At 54.4% G+C, this 20,493-nt stretch carries 24 protein-coding genes; 8 read left to right on the plus strand and 16 right to left on the minus strand.

Annotation, left to right across the window (positions count from 1 at the left end):
- Nucleotides 1-101 precede the first annotated feature (101 nt).
- Both BN3277_RS23850 and BN3277_RS23855 read right to left on the minus strand, forming a co-directional pair.
- Entirely contained in the window at nt 102-812 is a 711-nt protein-coding gene (locus BN3277_RS23850; RefSeq protein ID WP_059046961.1) for a PIG-L family deacetylase, read from the minus strand.
- Nucleotides 809-1,120, minus strand: a complete 312-nt coding sequence (locus tag BN3277_RS23855) for a DUF1806 family protein (protein ID WP_059046963.1) — start codon at nt 1,118-1,120, stop codon at nt 809-811. Before BN3277_RS23855 ends, BN3277_RS23850 begins: the two co-directional genes overlap by 4 nt.
- A 185-nt stretch (nt 1,121-1,305) precedes the next feature.
- Between BN3277_RS23855 and BN3277_RS23860 the strand changes: the two genes are divergently transcribed.
- The 4 genes from BN3277_RS23860 (at nt 1,306) to BN3277_RS23875 (ending at nt 4,657) form a co-directional block, all read left to right on the plus strand.
- Complete coding sequence (locus BN3277_RS23860) at nt 1,306-1,650, plus strand: iron-sulfur cluster biosynthesis family protein (protein ID WP_157688756.1); 345 nt, start codon at nt 1,306-1,308, stop codon at nt 1,648-1,650.
- A 229-nt stretch (nt 1,651-1,879) separates the two neighbouring features.
- On the plus strand, nt 1,880-2,797 hold the full coding sequence (locus BN3277_RS23865; RefSeq protein ID WP_059046966.1) for an aldo/keto reductase: 918 nt from the start codon (nt 1,880-1,882) through the stop codon (nt 2,795-2,797).
- A gap of 143 nt (nt 2,798-2,940) precedes the next feature.
- Entirely contained in the window at nt 2,941-4,101 is a 1,161-nt protein-coding gene (locus BN3277_RS23870; protein WP_059047488.1) for an MFS transporter, read from the plus strand.
- Between the two features lie 79 nt (nt 4,102-4,180).
- The gene (locus tag BN3277_RS23875) at nt 4,181-4,657 is read left to right on the plus strand and encodes a hypothetical protein (RefSeq protein ID WP_059046968.1); all 477 of its coding nucleotides are present in this window, start codon (nt 4,181-4,183) and stop codon (nt 4,655-4,657) included.
- On the opposite strand, the gene BN3277_RS23880 is transcribed toward BN3277_RS23875, so the two are convergent.
- The gene (locus tag BN3277_RS23880) at nt 4,618-5,205 is read right to left on the minus strand and encodes a TetR/AcrR family transcriptional regulator (RefSeq protein WP_059046970.1); all 588 of its coding nucleotides are present in this window, start codon (nt 5,203-5,205) and stop codon (nt 4,618-4,620) included. The two genes, BN3277_RS23875 and BN3277_RS23880, sit on opposite strands and share 40 nt — an antisense overlap.
- Nucleotides 5,206-5,325: 120 nt before the next feature.
- A complete protein-coding gene (locus BN3277_RS23885) occupies nt 5,326-7,050 on the minus strand; it encodes a methyl-accepting chemotaxis protein (RefSeq protein ID WP_059046971.1) in 1,725 nt (574 codons plus the stop codon).
- Between the two features lie 332 nt (nt 7,051-7,382).
- Here BN3277_RS23885 and BN3277_RS23890 point away from each other — a divergent pair, with 332 nt between their 5' ends.
- Nucleotides 7,383-7,568: a hypothetical protein gene (locus BN3277_RS23890; protein ID WP_059046973.1), complete on the plus strand. Its 186-nt coding sequence runs from the start codon at nt 7,383-7,385 to the stop codon at nt 7,566-7,568.
- Between the two features lie 16 nt (nt 7,569-7,584).
- Nucleotides 7,585-7,833, plus strand: coding sequence for a spore coat protein (locus BN3277_RS23895; protein ID WP_059046975.1), 249 nt, complete (start codon nt 7,585-7,587; stop codon nt 7,831-7,833).
- A 331-nt stretch (nt 7,834-8,164) separates the two neighbouring features.
- Here BN3277_RS23895 and ssuE read toward each other — a convergent pair whose 3' ends face one another.
- The 10 genes from ssuE to BN3277_RS23945 all read right to left on the minus strand — a co-directional run bounded on the left by ssuE (nt 8,165) and on the right by BN3277_RS23945 (nt 17,072).
- Entirely contained in the window at nt 8,165-8,734 is a 570-nt protein-coding gene (ssuE, locus tag BN3277_RS23900; protein ID WP_059046977.1) for an NADPH-dependent FMN reductase, read from the minus strand.
- A 30-nt stretch (nt 8,735-8,764) separates the two neighbouring features.
- Nucleotides 8,765-10,102, minus strand: a complete 1,338-nt coding sequence (locus BN3277_RS23905; RefSeq protein ID WP_059046979.1) for an LLM class flavin-dependent oxidoreductase — start codon at nt 10,100-10,102, stop codon at nt 8,765-8,767.
- 57 nt (nt 10,103-10,159) lie between these two features.
- Nucleotides 10,160-10,627, minus strand: coding sequence for a DinB family protein (locus tag BN3277_RS23910; RefSeq protein ID WP_059046980.1), 468 nt, complete (start codon nt 10,625-10,627; stop codon nt 10,160-10,162).
- Nucleotides 10,628-10,643: 16 nt separating this feature from the next.
- Nucleotides 10,644-11,909 carry a M20 peptidase aminoacylase family protein gene (locus BN3277_RS23915; RefSeq protein ID WP_232436502.1) on the minus strand — a complete coding sequence of 422 codons (1,266 nt, stop codon included), beginning with the start codon at nt 11,907-11,909 and terminating at the stop codon, nt 10,644-10,646.
- Nucleotides 11,899-12,927, minus strand: coding sequence for an LLM class flavin-dependent oxidoreductase (locus tag BN3277_RS23920; protein WP_059046982.1), 1,029 nt, complete (start codon nt 12,925-12,927; stop codon nt 11,899-11,901). Before BN3277_RS23920 ends, BN3277_RS23915 begins: the two co-directional genes overlap by 11 nt.
- A 26-nt stretch (nt 12,928-12,953) precedes the next feature.
- Nucleotides 12,954-13,706 carry an amino acid ABC transporter ATP-binding protein gene (locus BN3277_RS23925; protein ID WP_059046984.1) on the minus strand — a complete coding sequence of 251 codons (753 nt, stop codon included), beginning with the start codon at nt 13,704-13,706 and terminating at the stop codon, nt 12,954-12,956.
- Nucleotides 13,703-14,413 carry an amino acid ABC transporter permease gene (locus BN3277_RS23930; RefSeq protein ID WP_059046986.1) on the minus strand — a complete coding sequence of 237 codons (711 nt, stop codon included), beginning with the start codon at nt 14,411-14,413 and terminating at the stop codon, nt 13,703-13,705. Before BN3277_RS23930 ends, BN3277_RS23925 begins: the two co-directional genes overlap by 4 nt.
- Complete coding sequence (locus BN3277_RS23935) at nt 14,410-15,195, minus strand: amino acid ABC transporter permease (protein WP_059046988.1); 786 nt, start codon at nt 15,193-15,195, stop codon at nt 14,410-14,412. The genes BN3277_RS23930 and BN3277_RS23935 overlap by 4 nt, the downstream gene beginning before the upstream one ends.
- Nucleotides 15,196-15,224: 29 nt before the next feature.
- Nucleotides 15,225-16,058 (minus strand): transporter substrate-binding domain-containing protein, encoded by an 834-nt coding sequence (locus BN3277_RS23940; protein WP_059046990.1) that lies wholly within the window; start codon nt 16,056-16,058, stop codon nt 15,225-15,227.
- Between the two features lie 102 nt (nt 16,059-16,160).
- Complete coding sequence (locus tag BN3277_RS23945; RefSeq protein ID WP_059046992.1) at nt 16,161-17,072, minus strand: LysR family transcriptional regulator; 912 nt, start codon at nt 17,070-17,072, stop codon at nt 16,161-16,163.
- Between the two features lie 237 nt (nt 17,073-17,309).
- On the opposite strand from BN3277_RS23945, the gene BN3277_RS23950 reads away from it, so the two are divergent.
- Together BN3277_RS23950 and BN3277_RS23955 are read left to right on the plus strand one after the other, a co-directional pair.
- On the plus strand, nt 17,310-17,855 hold the full coding sequence (locus tag BN3277_RS23950; protein ID WP_059046993.1) for a GNAT family N-acetyltransferase: 546 nt from the start codon (nt 17,310-17,312) through the stop codon (nt 17,853-17,855).
- Nucleotides 17,856-17,985: 130 nt separating this feature from the next.
- Nucleotides 17,986-18,735: a GTP pyrophosphokinase gene (locus tag BN3277_RS23955; protein WP_059046995.1), complete on the plus strand. Its 750-nt coding sequence runs from the start codon at nt 17,986-17,988 to the stop codon at nt 18,733-18,735.
- Between the two features lie 84 nt (nt 18,736-18,819).
- Here the strand turns inward: BN3277_RS23955 and BN3277_RS25225 are convergent, their stop codons facing one another.
- Complete coding sequence (locus BN3277_RS25225) at nt 18,820-18,963, minus strand: DUF3934 family protein (RefSeq protein WP_082691590.1); 144 nt, start codon at nt 18,961-18,963, stop codon at nt 18,820-18,822.
- Between the two features lie 35 nt (nt 18,964-18,998).
- Complete coding sequence (locus tag BN3277_RS23960; RefSeq protein WP_059046997.1) at nt 18,999-20,231, minus strand: DEAD/DEAH box helicase; 1,233 nt, start codon at nt 20,229-20,231, stop codon at nt 18,999-19,001.
- Between the last annotated feature and the right edge of the window lie 262 nt (nt 20,232-20,493).

Raw genomic sequence — 20,493 nt, forward strand, 5'->3', positions numbered from 1 at the left:
CCTTTTTGATCGCATGAAGAAAGTAAATATTTACTAGGATGGAACTATCGTATCATATCTAATTGAGAATGAAAATCATTATTATTTAAAATCGTACCTTTTTACCTAAAAAGCGAATCCTTCCCCGACTGCGACTGGCTGCCGCGGATGAAGTATTCGTAACGACCGAAATTCCGCATCGCTTTGTCATCCCGTTGCCAAACCCATTCCATCAGCTCGGATTGGCAGCGATGGGCGCGAAAAGCGGCCAACTTGGCCTTCAGATGGTCTTGCACCTCTACCCGAACGATGTCGCCTGGAGTGTAGCCGTACTTGTCCGGCTGAAGCATCATGTCGCCAAAGGAGACAAAATACAGCGAACCTTGCCCATACCGGCGGAAAGCTGCTGTTGTCACTTTACCAATCGCACAATGGTCCGGGTGCCCGCCTAATGTCTCGTGGAAGGTGATGACCACCTCGGGCTGGAGTTCTTGCATCAATGCTTCGATTCGACCGATCAGCTGCTCCTCGTTGATGAACTCGACTGTTTTGTCGCGGATATCGAGAAACTTCAGTTCGTGTACGCCCAAATGAGCACACGCCTGACGCAGCTCGATTTCCCGGGCCGCCGCAAGCGTCTCCCGGTTTAAGTATGGCGGATTGCCCATGCGCCGCCCCATTTCGCCGCGGGTTGCGCTCACCACCGTAATTTCCACGCCTTCCGCCGCATATTTGGCCAACGAGCCGCCGCAGATAAACGACTCATCGTCCGGATGAGCAAATACCGCCAGCATTTTACGTCCCTTTGTGCTTGTCGAATGGTTGGTATTCATTCCGGAAACGGCCCCCTTCCTAAATGCAGCGCAACGTCCATCCGTCCCCGGTCGTCAAAGCCCTCCAGGAGGAGACGTCCTTGCTCATCCAGCTCGAGATGTGTCAACCCTTCGATTCGCAGCCACCCATGGCCGTCAAACCGCAGAGCAACGCGATAAGGTCCTTCACCGGCGATAAACGCATCGGTCAGGTTCACCTTGAAATTGCGAACAAACAAATAGGAAGTAGCTTCGCTATGCAGATACACGTCGGATCCAACAAAAGCGTTCAGCATTTCTTCCGCACGCTTCTTCTCAATCAGATTCATGTTGGTTTGCAGTCCTTTTCGTTGGAATTTGGAGCTATCGAAATCACAGTAACTATTATACGCTCAGAGTCTTGTTGCACAAGTGACTTTTCCCCGCTTGACAGGATGCCTTAAATTGATTATAAATAAATTGTAGACAATTTAATTTTATAAAATACAAAACTTTCTAAAGGATGTGTGTTGGGATGAGAATAGAAATGACGGACCTCACGAAAGCAAAGCTGCAACAAAGCCTGGGAGGTCGGCCGGGGTACTTCAAGCTGGTCGGCGAATCCGAAGGGTGCAGCGCAGCCGGCGTCTATTCGCTGCATTTGATCAGCGAGCCGCTCCCCACTGACATCACCTTTGAATCGGGCGGCCTCACCTTTTTAGTGGATCGCCAACAAGAAATTCTGTTTGATGACGTCATGCGATTGCTTGCTCATGATCAGTTCCCCACTTACCGTTTGAGCAGCGATTCGATGTTATACAGCAACAACGTCGTACTGAAGGAGAAACGCGTCGCCGCTCTTAGCGAAGCCCTTCGCTAACGCCAGGTATTCCTATTCCTTTCCGCTTTCGGCTGCCGGGATTCATGACCCGGCGGCCTTTTTGGCTGTTCTCCCCCCACGCATCACCGTACTCTTGAAACCGTCGTCCTTCTATGTCACAATGATGGGGGCATCCGCGCCCTTTGCGCAACCGTAGGGGCTCGTCCTATACATAACGGCCCGGGTGAACCCATCATCTATTCCTATACCCTTAAGGAGGATCCGACGAATGAAGACGATTAAGCTTGGAACAAGCACGCTGGAAGTCCCCGTCATCGCTGTCGGCTGCATGCGTATCAATTCGCTGGACAAAGCCGAAGCGGAACGTTTCGTGCAAACCGCGCTGGAAGAAGGGGCTAATTTCTTCGACCACGCGGATATATATGGAGGCGGCTCCTGCGAGGAGATCTTCGCCGATGCGATCCACATGAACCCGGAGATTCGGGAGAAAATCATCCTGCAATCAAAATGCGGCATCCGCCAAGGCTCCTTCGATTTCTCGAAAGAGCATATTTTGTCGTCCGTGGACGGCATTCTGAAACGGCTGAAAACCGAGTATCTTGATGTGTTGTTGCTGCATCGTCCAGATGCTCTGGTCGAACCCGAAGAGGTTGCTGAAGCGTTTGACCAACTGCATACGGCAGGGAAAGTGCGCCACTTCGGCGTCTCCAACCAGAACCCGATGCAAATTCAACTGTTGCAAAAATACGTTAAACAACCGATCGTTGCCAATCAGCTGCAACTCAGCATCACGAACACAACGATGATTTCGGCCGGCATTAACGTGAATATGGAAAATGAAGCCGCCGTTAACCGCGACGGTAGCGTGTTAGACTTCTGCCGGTTAAACGACATCACGATCCAACCGTGGTCGCCGTTCCAATACGGGTTCTTCGAAGGTGTTTTCCTCGGCAACGAGAAGTTCCCTGAGCTGAACCAAAAAATCGACGAAATCGCTGCGAAATACGGCGTCACGAACACAACCATCGCCATCGCGTGGCTGCTGCGCCACCCGGCGCAAATGCAGCCGGTGATCGGGACGATGAACATCGACCGTTTGAAGGATTGTATCAAAGCTGGCGAGATTCGCTTGACCCGCGAGGAATGGTACGAAATTTACCGCGCGGCGGGGAACATTTTGCCGTAAAGCGAGTTGTCCTTTAACGAAACAACCTAAGCCCTGTTTCTTACGGACTTAGGTTGTTTTTTTGCCAAATTACCTTGAAAGGAGGCGTTGGTATTTCTACCAATAGTACGCCGATTCAGCTCAGCCGTTTCCTGGTGTTGACCATGGCCGTAACCGCCGGGATCGCCGTAGCGAACCTTTATTACATCCAGCCGCTGCTGGCGGAAATCGCCGCGGCGTTTCACGTCACACAAGCCCAGGTCGGGATTGCCGCCACCTTGACCCAAGTCGGCTATGCCCTGGGGATGCTGATGATCCTGCCTCTGGCCGACATTCGCGAGAAAAAATCGCTTATCCTGATCATGCTCGGCTGCTCTGCCGGCGCCTTGCTGTTTCTGGCGTTCGCTTGGAACAGCATCATGCTGAGCATCGCCTCCTTCGCCGTGGGCTTCACTTCGGTTGTGCCTCAGCTGATCGTGCCCCTCGCCGCGCAGTTGGCCGATCCAAAGGAGCGCGGTCGAATCATCGGCACCGTCATGAGCGGACTGTTGATCGGGATCCTTGTCTCCCGAACGTTCAGCGGACTCGTTGGCGAATATTTCGGTTGGCCGGCCGTTTATTTTATCGCCTCTGGACTGATGATCCTTCTGGCCTTGTTCTTAGCGTTCCGCCTGCCTAAATCCCCGTCCACGACAACGGCCGGGTATGGGGAGCTGTTCCGCTCGATGGCTTCGCTCATCAAGGAGTTGCCGCTGCTTCGCGAAGCGTCGCTGAACGGCGGCATGATGTTCGCCGCCTTCAGCGTATTCTGGACGACGCTGTCGTTCCTGCTGGCCGAACCACGCTACGGCCTTGGGCCTGACGCGGCCGGTCTGTTCGGCTTGATCGGCGTCGTCGGGGCCCTGGCCGCTCCGGTTGCCGGGCGGATGGCCGACCAGCGCAGCCCGCGCTTCACCATCGGCATCGGCATGGTCGCGGTGATCCTCGCCTACGTCTGCCTGCTTGGCTTCGGCTACGTCCTGGCGGGCCTGGTTGTCGGCGTGATCCTGCTTGATCTCGGCGTCCAATCGACACAGATCTCCAACCAGGCCCGCATTCACGCCATCAGTGACGAGGCCCGCAACCGGATCAATACGATCTACATGGTTTCGTATTTTGTCGGCGGGGCGCTTGGCTCCGGGATCGGCTCGTTCAGCTACGCGCATTTCGGCTGGACCGGCGTGTGCGTTGCCGGCTTACTGACGCAGCTCGTCGCCGTGTACGCCCAAGTGCACGGACGGCGGCGCGAGCAGCGGTTGTCGCTGGCCGAACGGAACGGAACGTAAAGACCTTATTCCGCTTTTCTCTCGCTCCATCCGGCGAACTGGAGGGAATAAGGTCCCTCCAGTTCGCCGCCAACGATGCTTGCTTCGTAAATTACCGATACCCAGTGCTCCGCTTGTTCCGGTCGGATCGTCTCCGCCGTACCGCGTTATCCAGATCCATTTGGGCGACCTGTCCGGGACAAAAGGGATCTTCGAGAACTACAACGGCCGTCCAACCTTTACGGTCAAAGACCTGCCGCTGTTCTGGGTGAACAAGGAAGGTACGCGGTTCGTCGACGAAGGGGTCGTATACGACAACGTGCTGTGGGGAAATGCCGCTTACTCCGTTGGCGGGGAATATTTTGCCGTCCTTGACCAAGCTACCGTGGATAAGCTGACCAAAGAGGGCAGCGATCTGTGCGGTACTCCGGACGTATCGCCGGGGAGCATGCCGCTGCCCATAAATAACCCGGGCCTAAAAAGAAACAACCCGTTCCTCCGCAGCAGACTGCGGGGAAACGGGTTGTTTGCTTTGGCTTATCGCACACGGATCGCGTTCATCATAAATTCGAAGTAGTTCATGCCTTCCTGCATCAAGTCGTAGCTTTCGCTGTCGGCGATCCAATAGCGGACCAGACCCAGATTGCCGTCCGACCAGTAATGGCCGATTTTTTCCGGATTCAGATCTTGGCGGAAAGCCCCCTGTGTTTGCCCCAGCCGGATATAACACTCAATAAAGCTGTTATGCAGGTCGGAGACGTCCCCGCTGGAGAACTTTACCGTATGGATGATTTTGAAGATTTCCCGCGACATCGCCGGCCCGCATTCCATAACCGTACGAAAATACAGTCGGGTATACTCCCGCAGCTGCGGCTCCGCCGGTTGCTTCTCGTCAATCTCCAGGCCGTGGAACAAGCGGACGTTGATGTCCTTCAGGATCTCGATCGCGATGTCGCTTTTGGAGCTAAAGTGGGTGTAAAACGAGCCTTTGGCCACCTCGCTTTTCTGGCAAATCTGCGAGACCGTGACCTCGTCATATCCATAAGTTGTAATCAGTTCAATGGAATTGCGTAAAATTTTCTCCTTGGTTTGCAGCGATTGCTGTTCCCTTTTTTTTAATGCCATGGTTTGCCCCTCATTACCCGGTTATCTCCTAACCGCAGCTCATCGTTTGATTCTGGTATCAGTGTAACGGATGTTTTGTGGGAGAGGCAAGTTCAGTTCGCTGCGGCGGCGGTTTTCAAGTTAGAATTTGAACTGCCCCACCATGTGATTCAAATCGTCAGCAATCTCCTTCATTTCGGCGGCCGAAGCGGACACCTGCTCCATACTGGCCAATTGCTCCTCGGTAGAGGCCGAAATCTCCTCGGTCGACGCGGTGGATTCCTGTGCGATCGAAGAAATGCTTTCGATGGTGCCGATCACTTCGTCCTTGTCGCGGTTGACTTGGGTGATGCCGTCGATCAGCTCCTGCATCCCTTCGATCATATAATGAATCGTCTGGTCGATCTGCCGGAACGCTTGGCCGGTCTCCCGTGACATCTCGCTCGTCTGGGTAATGACCTGGGTACCCTGTTGCATGTACTCCCGGGTCTTCGCTACCGCGGCGGCCACTTCCCTTGCCATCTCCTCGATCCCCTGCACCGAACCCGTCGTTTGTTCAGCCAGCTTACGGATTTGCTCGGCCACTACCGCGAACCCACGGCCTTGTTCGCCGGCTCTTGCGCTTTCGATCATCGCGTTCAGCGCCAGCAGATGAGTCTGCTCGGCAACTGCTTTGATCACCGTCGTCACCTGAGTGATCGATTCCGACTTAGCGCTGAGGTCGTTTACCTGCTCCTCGATGTTGATGGTTACTTCCGCGTTTTCGCGAATCGCCTTCTGCAGCTGTTTCATACTGGTCATCGTCGTTTGGTTAACTTCCTGCGTCTGTTCAATGCTGAACTTCATCTGATCTGCCCGCGCGGTGAGCAACACGATTTCCTCCGCCAAGCTGTTAAGCCGGTCCAGTCCTTCCTGCGCATTCACCGCAAGGTCCCCCGAGCCCGACGCCAGCGCATCCGTCGCTGTGGAAATTTCCTTCGCCGCCTGTGAAGTCTCCCCGATCATAACCGAAAGCTGCTGCGAACCGGACGTGACCTGGCCGGCGCGGAGCTGGATGTTCTCCATCATCCCCCCCAACTTGCGGCGCATATGGGCTAGGTCTTCCGCCATTTTGCCGATTTCATCCTGGCTGTGGTGGTTAAAGGCTTCCGAGAAATCCCCCGCCCCATAACTCTTGATGCGCTTGGACATCATTGTAATCGGGCGGATCATCTTGCGTCCCATGAGCAATCCCAGACCAACCGCGAACAGCAGGATGACAAGTGAAATGATAATGGTCTCGATCAGCGCTTCGCGGATCTGCTCATACATGCTTTCCAGCGAAATCCCCACATTTAACGCGCCGGAGAGCTCGTTACTGTATGAAAAGTCCGTAGAGATGTTATACACCTTCTCTCCGCCGGCGGTCTCCAAAATATGACCCGTCGTTTCCTGATTGGCCACCACAGCGGTTAAATCCGTGTCCGTTGATGTTGCCGAAGCCGAAGCAATTGCGTCGGTTGCCCCTGCTTCGTCCCCTTGAATCTGGCTATTGTCCGATACGATCAAATTTCCTTGGACATCAGAAAGGGAGATATAAATGATGTTGCCTTGCCCTTCCTCCTTGATCGTCTGGAACATTTGCTGCAGCTGCCCCCTATCCAGTAGCTCGTTGCTGATGATTTCCCGTTTGATATTGGTCACCAAGGTTGTCCCATCGCTTTTCATCTGGCTGGTCATCGATCTTTGCACCTCGTAGTAAGACACCAACGTGAAAGAGATGGCGCATACCATCATAAGCAGAACGATCATTCCCACCAGTTTGCCGATCAGCGAACGAAACCTCAATCTCTTGAACCCTCGAAATGGATTACCTTGCCAAGACATTATTATTCCACCTTTTAATTGAATTTTCATAGTTTAGAGCTTGTCAATATGCTTGTAGAAATGTAATTAATACAAACCAAGAGCCATCTTTCTAATTTTAACAAAATTCGACATGATCACAGTGACTATTTTAATAGTTCACATGTCATGGTAATGAGGCCTCGGTCACATATGTAATATTGTACAAACCCCGAATCCCGGTACTTTCCGATCACCGTCACAATTTATTCACCATCCTGCACCTTTTTCAAAGGGAAAACATGCCGATCGCATGAATTGCCCCGATTTCGCAAACAATAACCAGCGAATACCAAAGGAAAGGAGCAGATGACATGTCCCAAATCAACCAACAGGAGCTGCAAAGCCTGCGGCACCTGATCGGCGCTCATGAAACGGCACATCAAAAAATGCTCACCTACGCGCAGCAGTCCGTCGATCCGCAGGTCAAGGCCTACTTTCAAAAGTCGGCCCAGGACGCGCAGAATACCAAACAACAGCTCATGTCATTTCTGAATTAGGGAGGTACACCACACAATGATGCAGGATAAAGAAATGGTGAACGACGCGTTGTCCATGGTTAAAAGCAGCCTGAACACTTACAGCAGCGTCATTTCGGAATGCGCCAATCTCCAGCTGAGATCCACCGTGCAGCAAATCCGCGATAACTGCGAGAAATCCCAGTACGAGCTGTTCCAGCTGGCCCAATCCAAAGGCTTCTACCAACCTGCGATGATGGCGGACAACCAGGAAGTGCAGCAAGTGAAATCACAGCTGGGCGGCTGAGTGATTCACTTGCCAGAAGTGAACGGCGGCAAAAAGAGCTTCTCTCCACCCGGAATTTGGGTGTAAGGAAGCTCTTTTTTACGTTGAAGAAGGGCGCCAAGCCCGCCAAACCGCAAATGTGTTCGAAAAATCGAATACATTTCAGCGATTTCGGCGATTTTAGCGGATTATATATGAAATTTCATATATATTCGCGCCTTTGGGGAGCCAAAACCCGATATGTATATGAAAAACCGAATAGAATCCGGCCTTTTGGGTTTCGGTGGCATAATATATGCGAAAAATCGAATAGAATGGTTCCTCCGGTTACGTGGTTACGTGGTTCCTCTGGTTACCCTAACCCTACTGCTTGCTCTTGCTCCGCTCCCCTGTAGCGGGCTAGTTCTCGGTTCAATTCACCAACCGCCTCATCCAGACGTTCGCGGAGCTGCTCTTCAAGCGCATATCCCCCGTTCTCCAAACGGCTGACCCATTGATCCACGGCGAACACCCCGCTGAGAATATGGGTACCGCCCAGCGCGGCAACCACCGGCTTCAGGGCATAATCCACCGCCAGCAAATGGGCGATCGTCCCGCCGATGAAGAGCGGCAGTATCACCTTGCCCTGCAGCCCTTTTTGCGGGATCAAGTCCAGGATCGTTTTGAGCGCGCCGGAGTAGGCCGCTTTGTATACCGGGCTCGCGATGACGACGGCGTCGGCTGCTGCGATCGCAGCGAGCGCCTCCTGGATGGCGGGACTGCCGAAATCAGCTCGCAGCAACTCCTCCGCCGGGAGTTCTGCCGCCGAAATCCAAGCGAGTTCGTGCCCCGCTTGCTGCAGTTGTTCTTCCACCCGCTGGGTTAATCCGAATAACCGTGATTTGGAGCTGGGGCTTCCAATGATCAATGCGATTTTTGCCATGGTCTCTTCCTCCTCCTCTATGTCAAACTCTTATACTTTAGCCACCGCTTGGCGCTCCAACGTATACCGGTTCTCCTGAACCGGCAGGCCCAGGTTGCCGCGCAGCGTATCGCTTTCGTATTCGGTCCGGAACAAGCCGCGCTCCTGCAAAATCGGAACAACGAGCTCCACAAACTCCTCCAATCCGTTCGGAACGGCGGTGGCAATCATGAACCCGTCGGCAGCGCCTCCCTCGAACCAGGCCTGAATCCGGTCCGCCACTTGCACCGGCGTGCCGATGAAGCTGCCGCGAGGCGTTGCGGCCTGCAGCGCCACTTGTCGCAGCGTCAGCCCTTTATCCTTGGCGTCTTTTTTGATTTTGTCCGTGCCGCTTTGGAAGCTGTTTCTGCCTAGGTCCCCAAGTTCCGGGAATGGCTCGTCAAGCGGGTATTGGGAGAAGTCGTGGTGCTCGAAGAAGCGTCCCAAATAATCCAAGGCATTCTCGATCGTCACCAGGCTGGCAACCTCTTGGTACTTGCGTTCCGCTTCCTCCGGGGTACGGCCAACGATCGGACTGATCCCCGGAAAGATCAGAACTTCCTCCGGATTTCGCCCAAACGAAGTGGCACGGGACTTCACGTCTTGATAAAAAGCCTGCGCATCCTCTATCGTCTCATGCCCCGTAAACACGGAATCCGCATGCTTTGCCGCGTAATTTTTGCCGACCTCGGACGAGCCTGCTTGGAAGATCACCGGCTGTCCCTGCTTAGAACGGGCGATATTCAGGGGCCCTTTCACCGAGAAGAACTCCCCGACGTGATTCAGCGTGTGCATTTTGTCCGGATCAAAAAATACCCCCGTCTCCTTATCCCGCACGAAGGCGTCGTCCTCCCAAGAATCCCACAGGCCGCGGGTTACCTCCAGAAATTCGGTGGCAATCCGGTAACGTTTGTCATGGTCCGGATGCTCCTTCTTCCCATAGTTTAGCGCGGAGCCTTCCAGGGGGGATGTCACGATGTTCCAGCCTGCACGCCCGCCGCTGATCATGTCTAAGGAGGCGAACTGCCGGGCAACGGTAAACGGCTCGCTGTACGATGTGGACAACGTCCCAACCAGACCGACATGCTTGCTGACCGCTGCCAAGGCGCTGAGGAGTGTTATGGGCTCAAAGCGATTCAGGAAATGGGGGATCGATTTCTCCGTGATATATAAGCCGTCCGCAATAAACACCAGATCGAATTTACCGGCCTCCGCCTTTTGCACCCAGCGTTTGTATACGTCGATATTGATGCTGGCGTCAGGCTGCACATCCGGATGGCGCCACAAGGAGGTTCCTCCTCCGACCCCGTGCAGTAACGCACCCAATTTGAGTTGTTTTGGCTTCGCCATAATTTCGTTCCTCCTTATCGATTAGGTATCCATTCCTTATTCTCATCCATCCCTTGCTCAGGCGATCTCGGCCGCTTGTTTGATTCGATCGATTTGCTCCAAGTGACGTTGCACGTGGCGGGTAAAGGACTCCACGATATCTGTGAGGGTGACAGTCTCCCCCTTGGCATTCACCCCGGTTTTCTCCAGGTCGGCTGCATCCAGACGGCTTAACAGCAAACTGTTATACAGCAGCAAAGCGTGGAAGACCTGCAATACGTCGGCTACGTTGCCCAAGTTCGCATATTGTCCACTGACCCAGGCATCTTGGTTAAAAGCCGGCAGCCGGACCGTCGTCCCCGCCAGAATATCCCGGATCCGAAAGGAAGTGACGATGCTGTGATCCACCAAGTGGGACAGCACCTCCAGCACGCTCCAGCTCTCCGGCTTCGACTTCCATGTCGTCTGCTCTTCGCTGAGGCCATCAATGGCCGTAACGAGCTGACCATGCGTATTTAAAAAAGCTTCAAAATTCACTTTAGTCATGCGATCCAATCCTCTCCTATCCCTTAGTCCGACTGTCATTTGAATCCCCAATTGGCTCGTCTGAACGACAATGCTCATCGAAGTGCGCCGCCTTCCTTCCGGACGTGCTCCCGCTCAAACCTTCCAATGCCCGCTCGGCCAGCTTCGTAAAGAAGCCGATGCTTACCGGAATGGCCCGCTCGTCAAGATCGAAGGCCGGATGATGCCATTCCTTCGGTCCCCCCGTCCCCATAAAGACGAAGAGGCCGGGAATTTCCCGTTGATACCAGGAAAAATCCTCTCCTGCGGGCGAAGGAACCGGCGTTACGGCCCGGTACCCCGCCGCCTCCGCTGCGGCTTCCCCGAGCTCTGCCAGCGCCGGATCGTTCAGCACGGGCGGCGGACCTTCAATCCAACGGACGGAAGCCGTTGTGCCAAATGCAGCCGCCACGCCTTGAACGACCTCATCGAAGCGCCGCAGCACCCGCTGCCGCACCTCCTCGTCGAAGGTCCGGATCGTGCCCTCCAGCAGCGCCGTTTCGGGAACGACGTTCCAGGCCGTGCCGCTGTGCAGCTTCGTAACGCTGATGACGGCGCTCTCCAGGGAGCCCACGTTCCGGCTCACGATCGATTGCAGCGCCGTCACGAGATGTGCCGCGGTAACGATCGGGTCGTTGCCGGCTTCCGGCACGGCCGCATGGGTTCCCCGCCCGGCGATCTCGACGACAAAGCCGTCGGCGGCGGCCATCAGCGGCCCGCTTTTGATCCCGATCGTCCCGACGGGAAGATCGGGCTTATTGTGCATGCCGAAGATGGCATGCACCCCATCAAGCGCCCCGCTCGCGATGACTTGCCGCGCGCCTTTGGCCTTCTCTTCGGCTGGCTGGAAGATCAGCCGAACCGTGCCCTTGAGCTGCGCCTCCCGGGCTTTCAACGCATACGCCGTACCGATCAAGGCGGCGGTATGGAAATCATGCCCGCACGCGTGCATCTTGCCGGGATTCGCCGAGGCGAACGGGAGTCCCGTCTCCTCCTGAATCGGCAAGGCGTCGATATCCGCCCGAAGCGCGATAACCGGCCCTTCCCGGACTCCGCCAACCTCGGCGATCAGCCCCGTCGCCAGCGGAACGTCCAGGATCCGGATGCCCGCTTCCTCCAGCCAGCCGCGGATTCGGCGGGTCGTCTCGAACTCCTCGTTCGACAGCTCCGGATACCGGTGCAGCTCCCGGCGAATCTCCACGACCCGCTCTGCCGTAAGCCCGGACGATGGCCATTGCATCGTATGGGTATCGTTATTGGACATGTTCCGCCTCCGCCGTCACTTCAACCAAAGCGTCGCAAAGCAGTTCAAAAGAGCGCACTCGCTTCTCAAATGGGCTGATATTGCTGGTGACGATCACTTCCTCGATGCCGGTGTCTCGCTGCAGCGCCAGCAACTGCTCGCGGACGGCTTCCTTGGTGCCTTTAATAATCCAGGGCTCCTGCTCCTCAATCGTATATGGCTCTCCCGCCTGCCGGCCGAACTCCTCCGCTTGCTCCCGCGTCCCAAGCGTCACCGTTTTACCGCTGTCCAGCCGCACCTTCACGACCTTCTGCTTGCCGGCAAGCTCGGCAGCTTCCGCCTCCGAATCGGCGACCACCACAGACAACGCCAGGATGACTTGGGGCTCCAAGCCCTGCGACGAATCGAAGCTCTCCCGGTAGGTCTGTATCGCCTTAAGTGCAATCGCCGGATCCCCGTTAATGAACAGGGAGTACACGTACGGTAAACCTAGCTCGGCGGCGATTTTGGCACTGTCCACACTCGCGCCAAGCACATAGAGCTCGGGGGCTTGCGCCGGACGCGGGGCCGCGCGCAGACCGGCCAGCGGATGGTTTGCCTCCAGGCGGTCCTGCACGTACTTGCGCAGCTCCACGATTTTGTCCGTCAGGGAAGCCGATTCGCGTGAGCCTTGTTGCAAAGCCTGCGTGCTCTTCGGCAATCCTCCGGGAGCCCGGCCGACGCCAAGGTCCACCCGCCCCGGCTCCAGGGAAGCCAGCACGTTAAAGTTCTCCGCCACCTTATAAGGGCTGTAATGCTGGAGCATCACACCGCCGGAGCCGATGCGGATCGTGCTCGTTCGGGCCAGGAGGTAGGAGATCAGCACCTCCGGCGAGGAACCGGCCACCTGCTCCGAATCATGATGCTCCGATACCCAAAACCGTCGGAACCCCAGCTCCTCCGATCTTTGAGCCAGCAAAACGGTATGCGCAAACGCCTGCTCCGCCGTTTCTCCCGGGTATATCGGGCTTTGATCCAACACGCTAATCGTGAGTCCCATCTCTTTCGCCTCCTCAATCCGAAATGCTAAATACTGTAGCTGAGCTCGGGGGTAATCCGTTTCAGAAACTGCTTCGTCCGTTCTTCGCGCGGGTGGTACAGCAGCTCTGCCGGGCTCCCTTCTTCCACGATGACGCCGCCGTCCATAAACACGACGTGATTGGCTACGTCGCGGGCAAAGCCGATCTCATGGGTTACGACGATCATCGTGATCCCTTCCTTGGCGATCTTGCGAATGACCTCCAGCACTTCGCCAACCAGCTCCGGGTCCAGCGCCGACGTAGGTTCGTCGAACAGAATCACCTCCGGCTCCAAGGCCAGCGCCCGGGCGATGCCTACCCGTTGCTGCTGCCCGCCCGACAGCTGGCTCGGATAAGCGTCCAGCTTGCCGGCCAAACCTACCTTCTCCAGCAGCGCAATGCTGCGGGCTTTGGCTTCCTCTTTGGGGATTTTTTTGACGATAACCAGACCTTCCATCACGTTCTCCAGGGCCGTCTTATGCTTAAACAAGTTATATTGCTGGAACACCATCGCCGACTTTTGCCGGAGGGCATGGATGTCTTTCTTCGTCGCCCGGCTGCACTCCAGGCGGAAGTCGCCGATGACCATCTCGCCGCCGCTAGGCTTCTCCAAATAGTTGATGCATCGCAGCAACGTCGTTTTGCCGGAACCGCTGGGCCCCAGAATAACCACGACATCGCCTTGGTTTACCGTGAGATCGATCGATTTTAACACCTGCTGGCGCCCAAAGGACTTGGAAATATGACGAAGCTGCATCATGCCACTCCCCCCCGATTGTAGAGTTGTATTCGTTTCTCGAGCCGGGCCGTTAACCGTTCAATCAGGACCGTCAGCCCCCAGAAAATGACCGCCGCCGCCAAATAGGCCTCAAAAAACTTCCAGTTGGTCGAAGCGACGATTTGCGCTTTGGCGTTAATATCCACGACGGAGACGGTAAAAGCCAACGTCGAACCGTGCAGCATCCCGATTACCGAGTTGGATAAATTGGGAAGGCTGACCGCCAGCGCCTGGGGGAACACGATCCGCCGCAGCGCTTGGAACGTTGTCATCCCAACGGAATAAGCAGCCTCCAACTGCCCCCGGTTCACCGCCAGCAAACCCGAACGGACCACCTCGGACATATAAGCCCCGGCCGTGATGGAAAATGAAATGAAGGCAAAAGCAATCATCGGGATGGAGGTGGATTTGAACCCCCAGCCAAACCAACCGGATAAGCCGTCAAGGATTACCGGCAAACCGAAGTAAATCAGGAGTAGGTGCGTAAGCATCGGCGTGCCGCGAATAAAGGTGACGTAAGCGATGGAGATCGGACCTAGCACAGGAACCCGATACAACCTGAATAGTGCGGTGAGCACGCCAATAACAAAGCCAACCGAGACGGACACGGCGGTGATGAATAACGTGGTGGGAATTGCAGACAGCAGTTGAAGGAACGCCGTCCAGATAAATGAGGGGTCGATTTTCATAGCTTCGCGCCTCCTTTTTCCGCGCCGATCCCGGCGAACATGCCTCGGAGCGACGGCTTCCGCTCGATGCGAAATCTCCTTCTCTGCTCCCCATCCGGCTGCTCATGCCTCAGCAAACGCTGTTCGGCAGCGCGCAGCAGCTTCTCTAACGTGAAGCTTACGATCAGATAAATGAACGCCAAAGCCAGATAAGCTTCGATAAAATGCTGGGTGAGCGCGCCTAACGTCTGGGCTTTTCCGGTTAATTCCATCACGCCCAGGGTAAACGCCAGCGAAGTATCCTTCAGCAAAGCGATCACCATATTCGAAAATACCGGCACCGCAACCGCCAGCGCCTGCGGCAATACGATTCTTGCAAACGCCTGATGCCCCTTCATCCCCACGGCGTAAGCCGCTTCGACCTGCCCCCGATCCACGGCCGTCACCGATGCGCGGATGGTCTCCGACATAAAAGCTCCCGTATGCAGACCGTAGGTCAAAATGACGAAGAACAATACGGGCGCGCGGGAGAGATCCAGGTGGCCCAGCTTCAACAGCTCCGGCAAGCCATAATAGAACAGGAACAATTGGATTAAAATCGGCGTCCCTCTGAAAAACGAGACGTATACCTTGGAAAACTGCTCCAATACCGGAATCCGGTACAGCCGAGGCAATGCGATCAAAAAACCAACCACGATCCCCGTCAACAACGACCCGCCCACGATCAGCAGCGTAACGCCCAGCGTCGACCACAGCTTCGAAAAGGCGCCGATCACGAAGGAAAAATCAAACGGTGCCCCCACGGAATCTCCCTCCTTTCCCGTCTTGTGGATTAGTTTTCCGATGTAAAGTCGTCCCCAAGCCATTCCTTGCTTAACTTGCCTAATGTCCCGTCCGCTTTCAATTCCTTAATCACCTCATCGATCGCGTCCGACAGCTTCTGTCCCTCCGGATCGTCCTTGCGGAAGACGAAGAGAATATCGGCTTGCGAGAGCTCCTCCCCGGTCGCCTTTAGCTTCCCTTGAGGATCGATCAGCGAAAGCGAGAAATCCGCTGCCAATGTGGCATCCACGCGCCCGGAGGTGATTTGGCTAACCGTATCATTGGCTGCGCCGTTCTGGTACACGATCTCGATGGCGTTGTTATTTTCCTTATTGTAGTTCTCCAAAATTTGCGCCTGTGCGCTGGTTGCCGAGGTCAGCACCTTTTTCCCCTTCAAATCGTCCAGCGACTGAATCGTATCGTTGTCTTTCGCGACGATGATTTTGTTTCTCCAATGCGCGTAAGGTTCTTTATTAAACAGGTACTTCTCAGACCGCTCCGGGTTCTTCTCCATCTCGTGGGCAACAAAATCAATCTTCTTCGTCTCCAAGCTCAGCAGCAGGTTGGAAAATTCCTGGGTCTGGAACTCGAATTCATATTCCGTCAGACGGTTATCAATTTCGCGGACAAGCTCAACGTCAAACCCGGTCAGCTTCCCGTTCTCGTCAATAAAGCATACCTTCGGGAATCCGGTGCCCGTACCTACGATAATTTTCTTGACCTCCCCCGAAGCTGCGCTCGCCGCAGCATCCTTCGATTCCGTCCCGCTGGACGCCCCCGCCCCGCACCCTGCCAGGACTCCCGTTAATACCAGCACGGCCGCCGCACTTAACCATCTCTTCATATCTCTAACCCCTTCCCCATTTCCGATTTCTTTGTTTTACAATCCCTATAAGTTTAGTCAGGATTATGTTGACACTACTTTACTGTGATTTTTATTACACGTCTAATCGAGTTTTTCTATGGGTACATGCAATTCGTTGATAGGAGGAAGGGAGCCTAATTCCAATAAGGCGCCCATAAAGACGTTGTTCTCGCCGCTGAGGGAAATGAGGTGGGTTTGCAAGGAGACGCCCGCCGTCTCAAGGATGTCGACCGGTACGAGGCTTCCCTCCTGCACTTCGTGTCTAGCAGACAAACCGGGGAGAAAGCAAATACCGGCCCGGTTTAACACGAGCTTCTTGGCGGTCTCGGCATTGTCGACCTGAAATACGATGTTCGGCGGCTGCTCCAGGTTTTCGAAGGCGCGGTGAATTCGCATCCAGTCGAGGGAGCCGCACTCGAAGAACACCAGGGGTTCCCGCCGGATGTCGCGGATGGATGCACTTCCTGCCGTGGCAAGTGGATGATCCTTATATACGTAAAGCCGGATGGGGTCATCGTAGAAGGGATAGGATTGAAAGGCCGGGCTCATCTGCTTGCGCGCAAAAGCCAGGTTGATTTCCTTGGCCGCCAGCTTCGCCGCAAGGACGTCGGTTGGACCGGTGGTTACCTTGAAATTGATCAACGGGAATCGTTGATGCAGAAGCATAAGCAAGTGAGGCATCAAATAGTTAGACACAGAGACGGTACTGCCGATCCGGAGCTCCTCAGGGGTTCCCGGCCGGGTATGGAGATGATGTTTTCCCTTCTGATAGGTCTGAAGGATTTGCTGGGCATACGGAAGGAATTGCTTGCCTTTCTCCGTTAATTGAATGTGTTTCCCCAAGCGATCGAACAACCGGCAATCCAGCTCCCGTTCCAACGATTGGATCCGCGCGGTCACCGTCGGCTGCGAAAGGAAGAGGACCTCCGCGGCTTTGTTGAAGCTGCCGTAGTGATTGATGTATACAAATGCCTCGATATGATCGATGTTCACATGGGTCCCTCCCCTAACGTATTTATATCTCACTATACCAATCTATATAGATGGTTTTATAAAATTATCCTTTATCTTAGGGAGCCCGCCACTTTTTGTCAATCCTCCGATATAGAATTTTTTAATGGATGTGTTAATAATTTTATATTCCGATGCGTTTAGTTGGTATTTAGTCTATACTAGGTTCACTTTACCTGATTTGATGAATGAACTACCTCGATAAGGAGTGTTGGAGAGATGAGCCGTTTAGAGCAGGAAGTATGGATCCGGGATGCCCGGGACGAAGAACGCGAACAAATTGCCAAGGTCATGCTGGAGGCTTATCAGCAATATGCGTTTGATATGCCGCGGGAACGGTGGGAGGAATATCGCGAGAACATCCGGAGCTCCGTGTACGGCAACGGCCCCTATGCCCGCCTCGTCGCCGAGCTTGGCGGGGATCTCGTCGGCAGCGTGCAGCTGTTCCTGTCCTCGGAGGCGGCTTATGGGAGATCCGACCTCGGCATCGATTCACCGATTATCCGGCTGCTCGCTGTATCGCCTTATGCCCGCCGACGCGGAATTGCCAAGCTGCTCATTCGTGAGGCCGCCCGCAGGTCTCTTCAACTTGGGGCCCGCACGCTGTACTTACATACCTCGGACATGATGGCCGCCGCGGTGAAGCTGTACGAAGACCTGGGGTTCGAACGGGCTTACGAAGCCGATACGTCCAACGGGGAGACCCTCGTGAAGTCCTATAAAATCCAATTAACGGACGCACTGCCTCTTCTGCAACCAACATAAAAGGACGTGAGACAGGGTCCGTTCTCCGGATATCCCTTCCCCTTTTCTGGCATCTGGCCTGTTCCCTAAGCTATAATGGAGAAGGAATCATTCATTTCGAGATCTACAGATAAAGGACGGAGCACCCCCTATGATAAATCACCCTTTTGTGAACCCCTTGGAGCAAATGAAGGCCTTGCAGAAGACGTTAACCCGATTCATGATGATGTACAAATTTGCCCTCCACGAGGTGGAGACCAAAATCGAAATCTTACAGGAGGAGTTTCAGCTTCTCCACGATTACAATCCGATCGAGCACACGAAGTCGCGTGTCAAGTCACCGGAAAGCATCATGAAGAAGCTGTATCGCAAAGGCGGTGCCAGCTCCCTTGAGGATATTAAGCGAAACATCCAGGATATCGCCGGGATTCGCATCACCTGTTCGTTTATCTCGGACATTTACCGGATCAGTGAAATGCTGCAAGCCCAGAAGGATCTGAAGATCCTCACGATCAAAGATTACATCAAGAACCCCAAGCCCAACGGATACAAAAGCCTGCACATGCTAGTCGAAGTGCCCGTGTTTATGTCGGACGGCGAGGAAATGGTTTGCGTCGAAATTCAAATCCGCACGATTGCCATGGATTTTTGGGCTAGTCTGGAGCATAAGATTTTCTATAAATATAACGAATCCGTGCCGGACCGGCTGTTGGAGGATCTTAAGAACGCCGCAGACACCGCCTACGAGCTGGATTTGAAAATGGAGCAGCTGCAGCAGGAAATGGAGGAAATCAAGCACGCGCATCAAGCCGAAGCCTCCGAAGAATTCCAGTTGCTGATCGATAACCAGAAGTTCAACATCCCGCAAAATCTGTTGAAGCTGTTGTCGGGTGGGGAATAGAGTCCCCTTTTTCGTCTCCAAAAAAAGAGCTTCCTTAAACCGAAATGTCGGCTTAGGGAAGCTCTTTGTGCTTCTTGTTTGTATCTACTTCGCTCCATCTGATTCCTTCTTATCGGCTTTGCTCTTATAAGGTTTCGGAGCGCTTTTTGCTCTGCGTTCGCCAGCTTGCCAGCGATTCCAACCTTTCTTGTCCGTTCCTCTACCCGTGCCGCCTTTCCCTTTGGCCATGTCGATGTCATCACTCCACTATCGTTGGTATGCTTCTATCCTTTGACTTTTACCTTCGGTTTAACCCTTTCCATTTCCTTGGCCTTGTTTCTAGGTGCCCGCACAGGCTTCGCCTCTTTGGGGGTTGGTGCAGTCTGCTGCATCGGGTAAGGATGGTCCTTGATCACAGGGATCCGTTTTCCGATCAGTTTCTCAATATCCGCCAAGTAAGGTTTCTCGTCAAAATCGCATAACGAAATGGCGACGCCGCTTTGTCCGGCCCGGCCGGTCCGCCCGATCCGGTGCACGTACGTTTCGGGTATATTCGGCAGCTCATAGTTGATCACGTGGGACAACTCGTCGATATCGATACCCCGCGCCGCAATATCAGTTGCGACGAGAACGCGCAAGGTACGGTTCTTGAAATGCTGCAAAGCCGTCTGCCGGGCGCCTTGCGATTTGTCGCCATGGATGGCTTTTGCGCTGATCTGCGCTTTCGTTAGATGGCGCACTAACCGATCCGCCCCATGCTTGGTTCGAGTAAATACGATAACGGATTCGATCGATTTGTCCTTCAAGAGGTGGAGCAGCAGGTCCTTCTTGTTGCTCTTGTCCACGAAATAAAGGGATTGCCCGATGGCATCCACCGTTGAGGATACCGGCGTAATCGCTACCTTTACCGGATTTCTCAAAATCGAGTCCGCCATCTGCGCGATCGCGCCGGGCATGGTGGCGGAGAAGAGCAGGGTCTGCCGCTGGGACGGCGTCTTGGCGATGATCTTCTTGACGTCGTGGATAAAGCCCATGTCCAGCATGCGGTCCGCTTCATCCAGGATCAGGAGCTCCACGTTCTTCAGATCGATCAGCTTCTGCTGCATCAAATCATTTAATCGGCCGGGGGTGGCCACCAGAATGTCTACGCCTTTTTGCAGCGCGACCTCCTGCGGTTTCTGCGAAACGCCCCCGAAAATGACCGCGCATTTCAGAGGCAGATGCTTGCCATAGGCGCAAAAATTCTCGTAAATCTGCAGCGCCAGCTCCCGCGTTGGCGTGATGACTAGCGCGCGGATGTTCCGCCGTCCCGCCCGCGGGTTCTTATGCAGCAATTGCAACGTAGGGATGGCAAATGCGGCCGTCTTCCCCGTGCCGGTCTGCGCACAGCCGAGCAGGTCTTTGCCGCTCAAAATGGGCGGGATCGCTTGTTGTTGAATTGGTGTAGGCGAAGTATAGTTCTCTTGCTCCAATGCTTTTAAGATCGGAGGGATCAAGTTCAGTTCGTTAAATTGCATAATAACTCCTTGTTGGACTCCTTGCAGGAATCGCTCATTTTAGCGGTGTGTAACGCGTTCCACCAATCCTACTAATATAACACTTCACCGGGAACCCGGCAAATGGGGAGGTAGACAAGCCAAATGTGTAAATGTATATGAAAAACCGAATAGAATTCTTCATTTCCGGCGATTTCGAAGGAATGTATATGAAATTTCATATAGATTTGTGCATCTGGAAGGCGTTCCCTAGAATCTATATGAAAAACCGAATAGAACTCGG

The sequence above is a fragment of the Paenibacillus rubinfantis genome, assembly GCF_001486505.1.
Lineage (GTDB): Bacteria > Bacillota > Bacilli > Paenibacillales > Paenibacillaceae > Fontibacillus > Fontibacillus rubinfantis.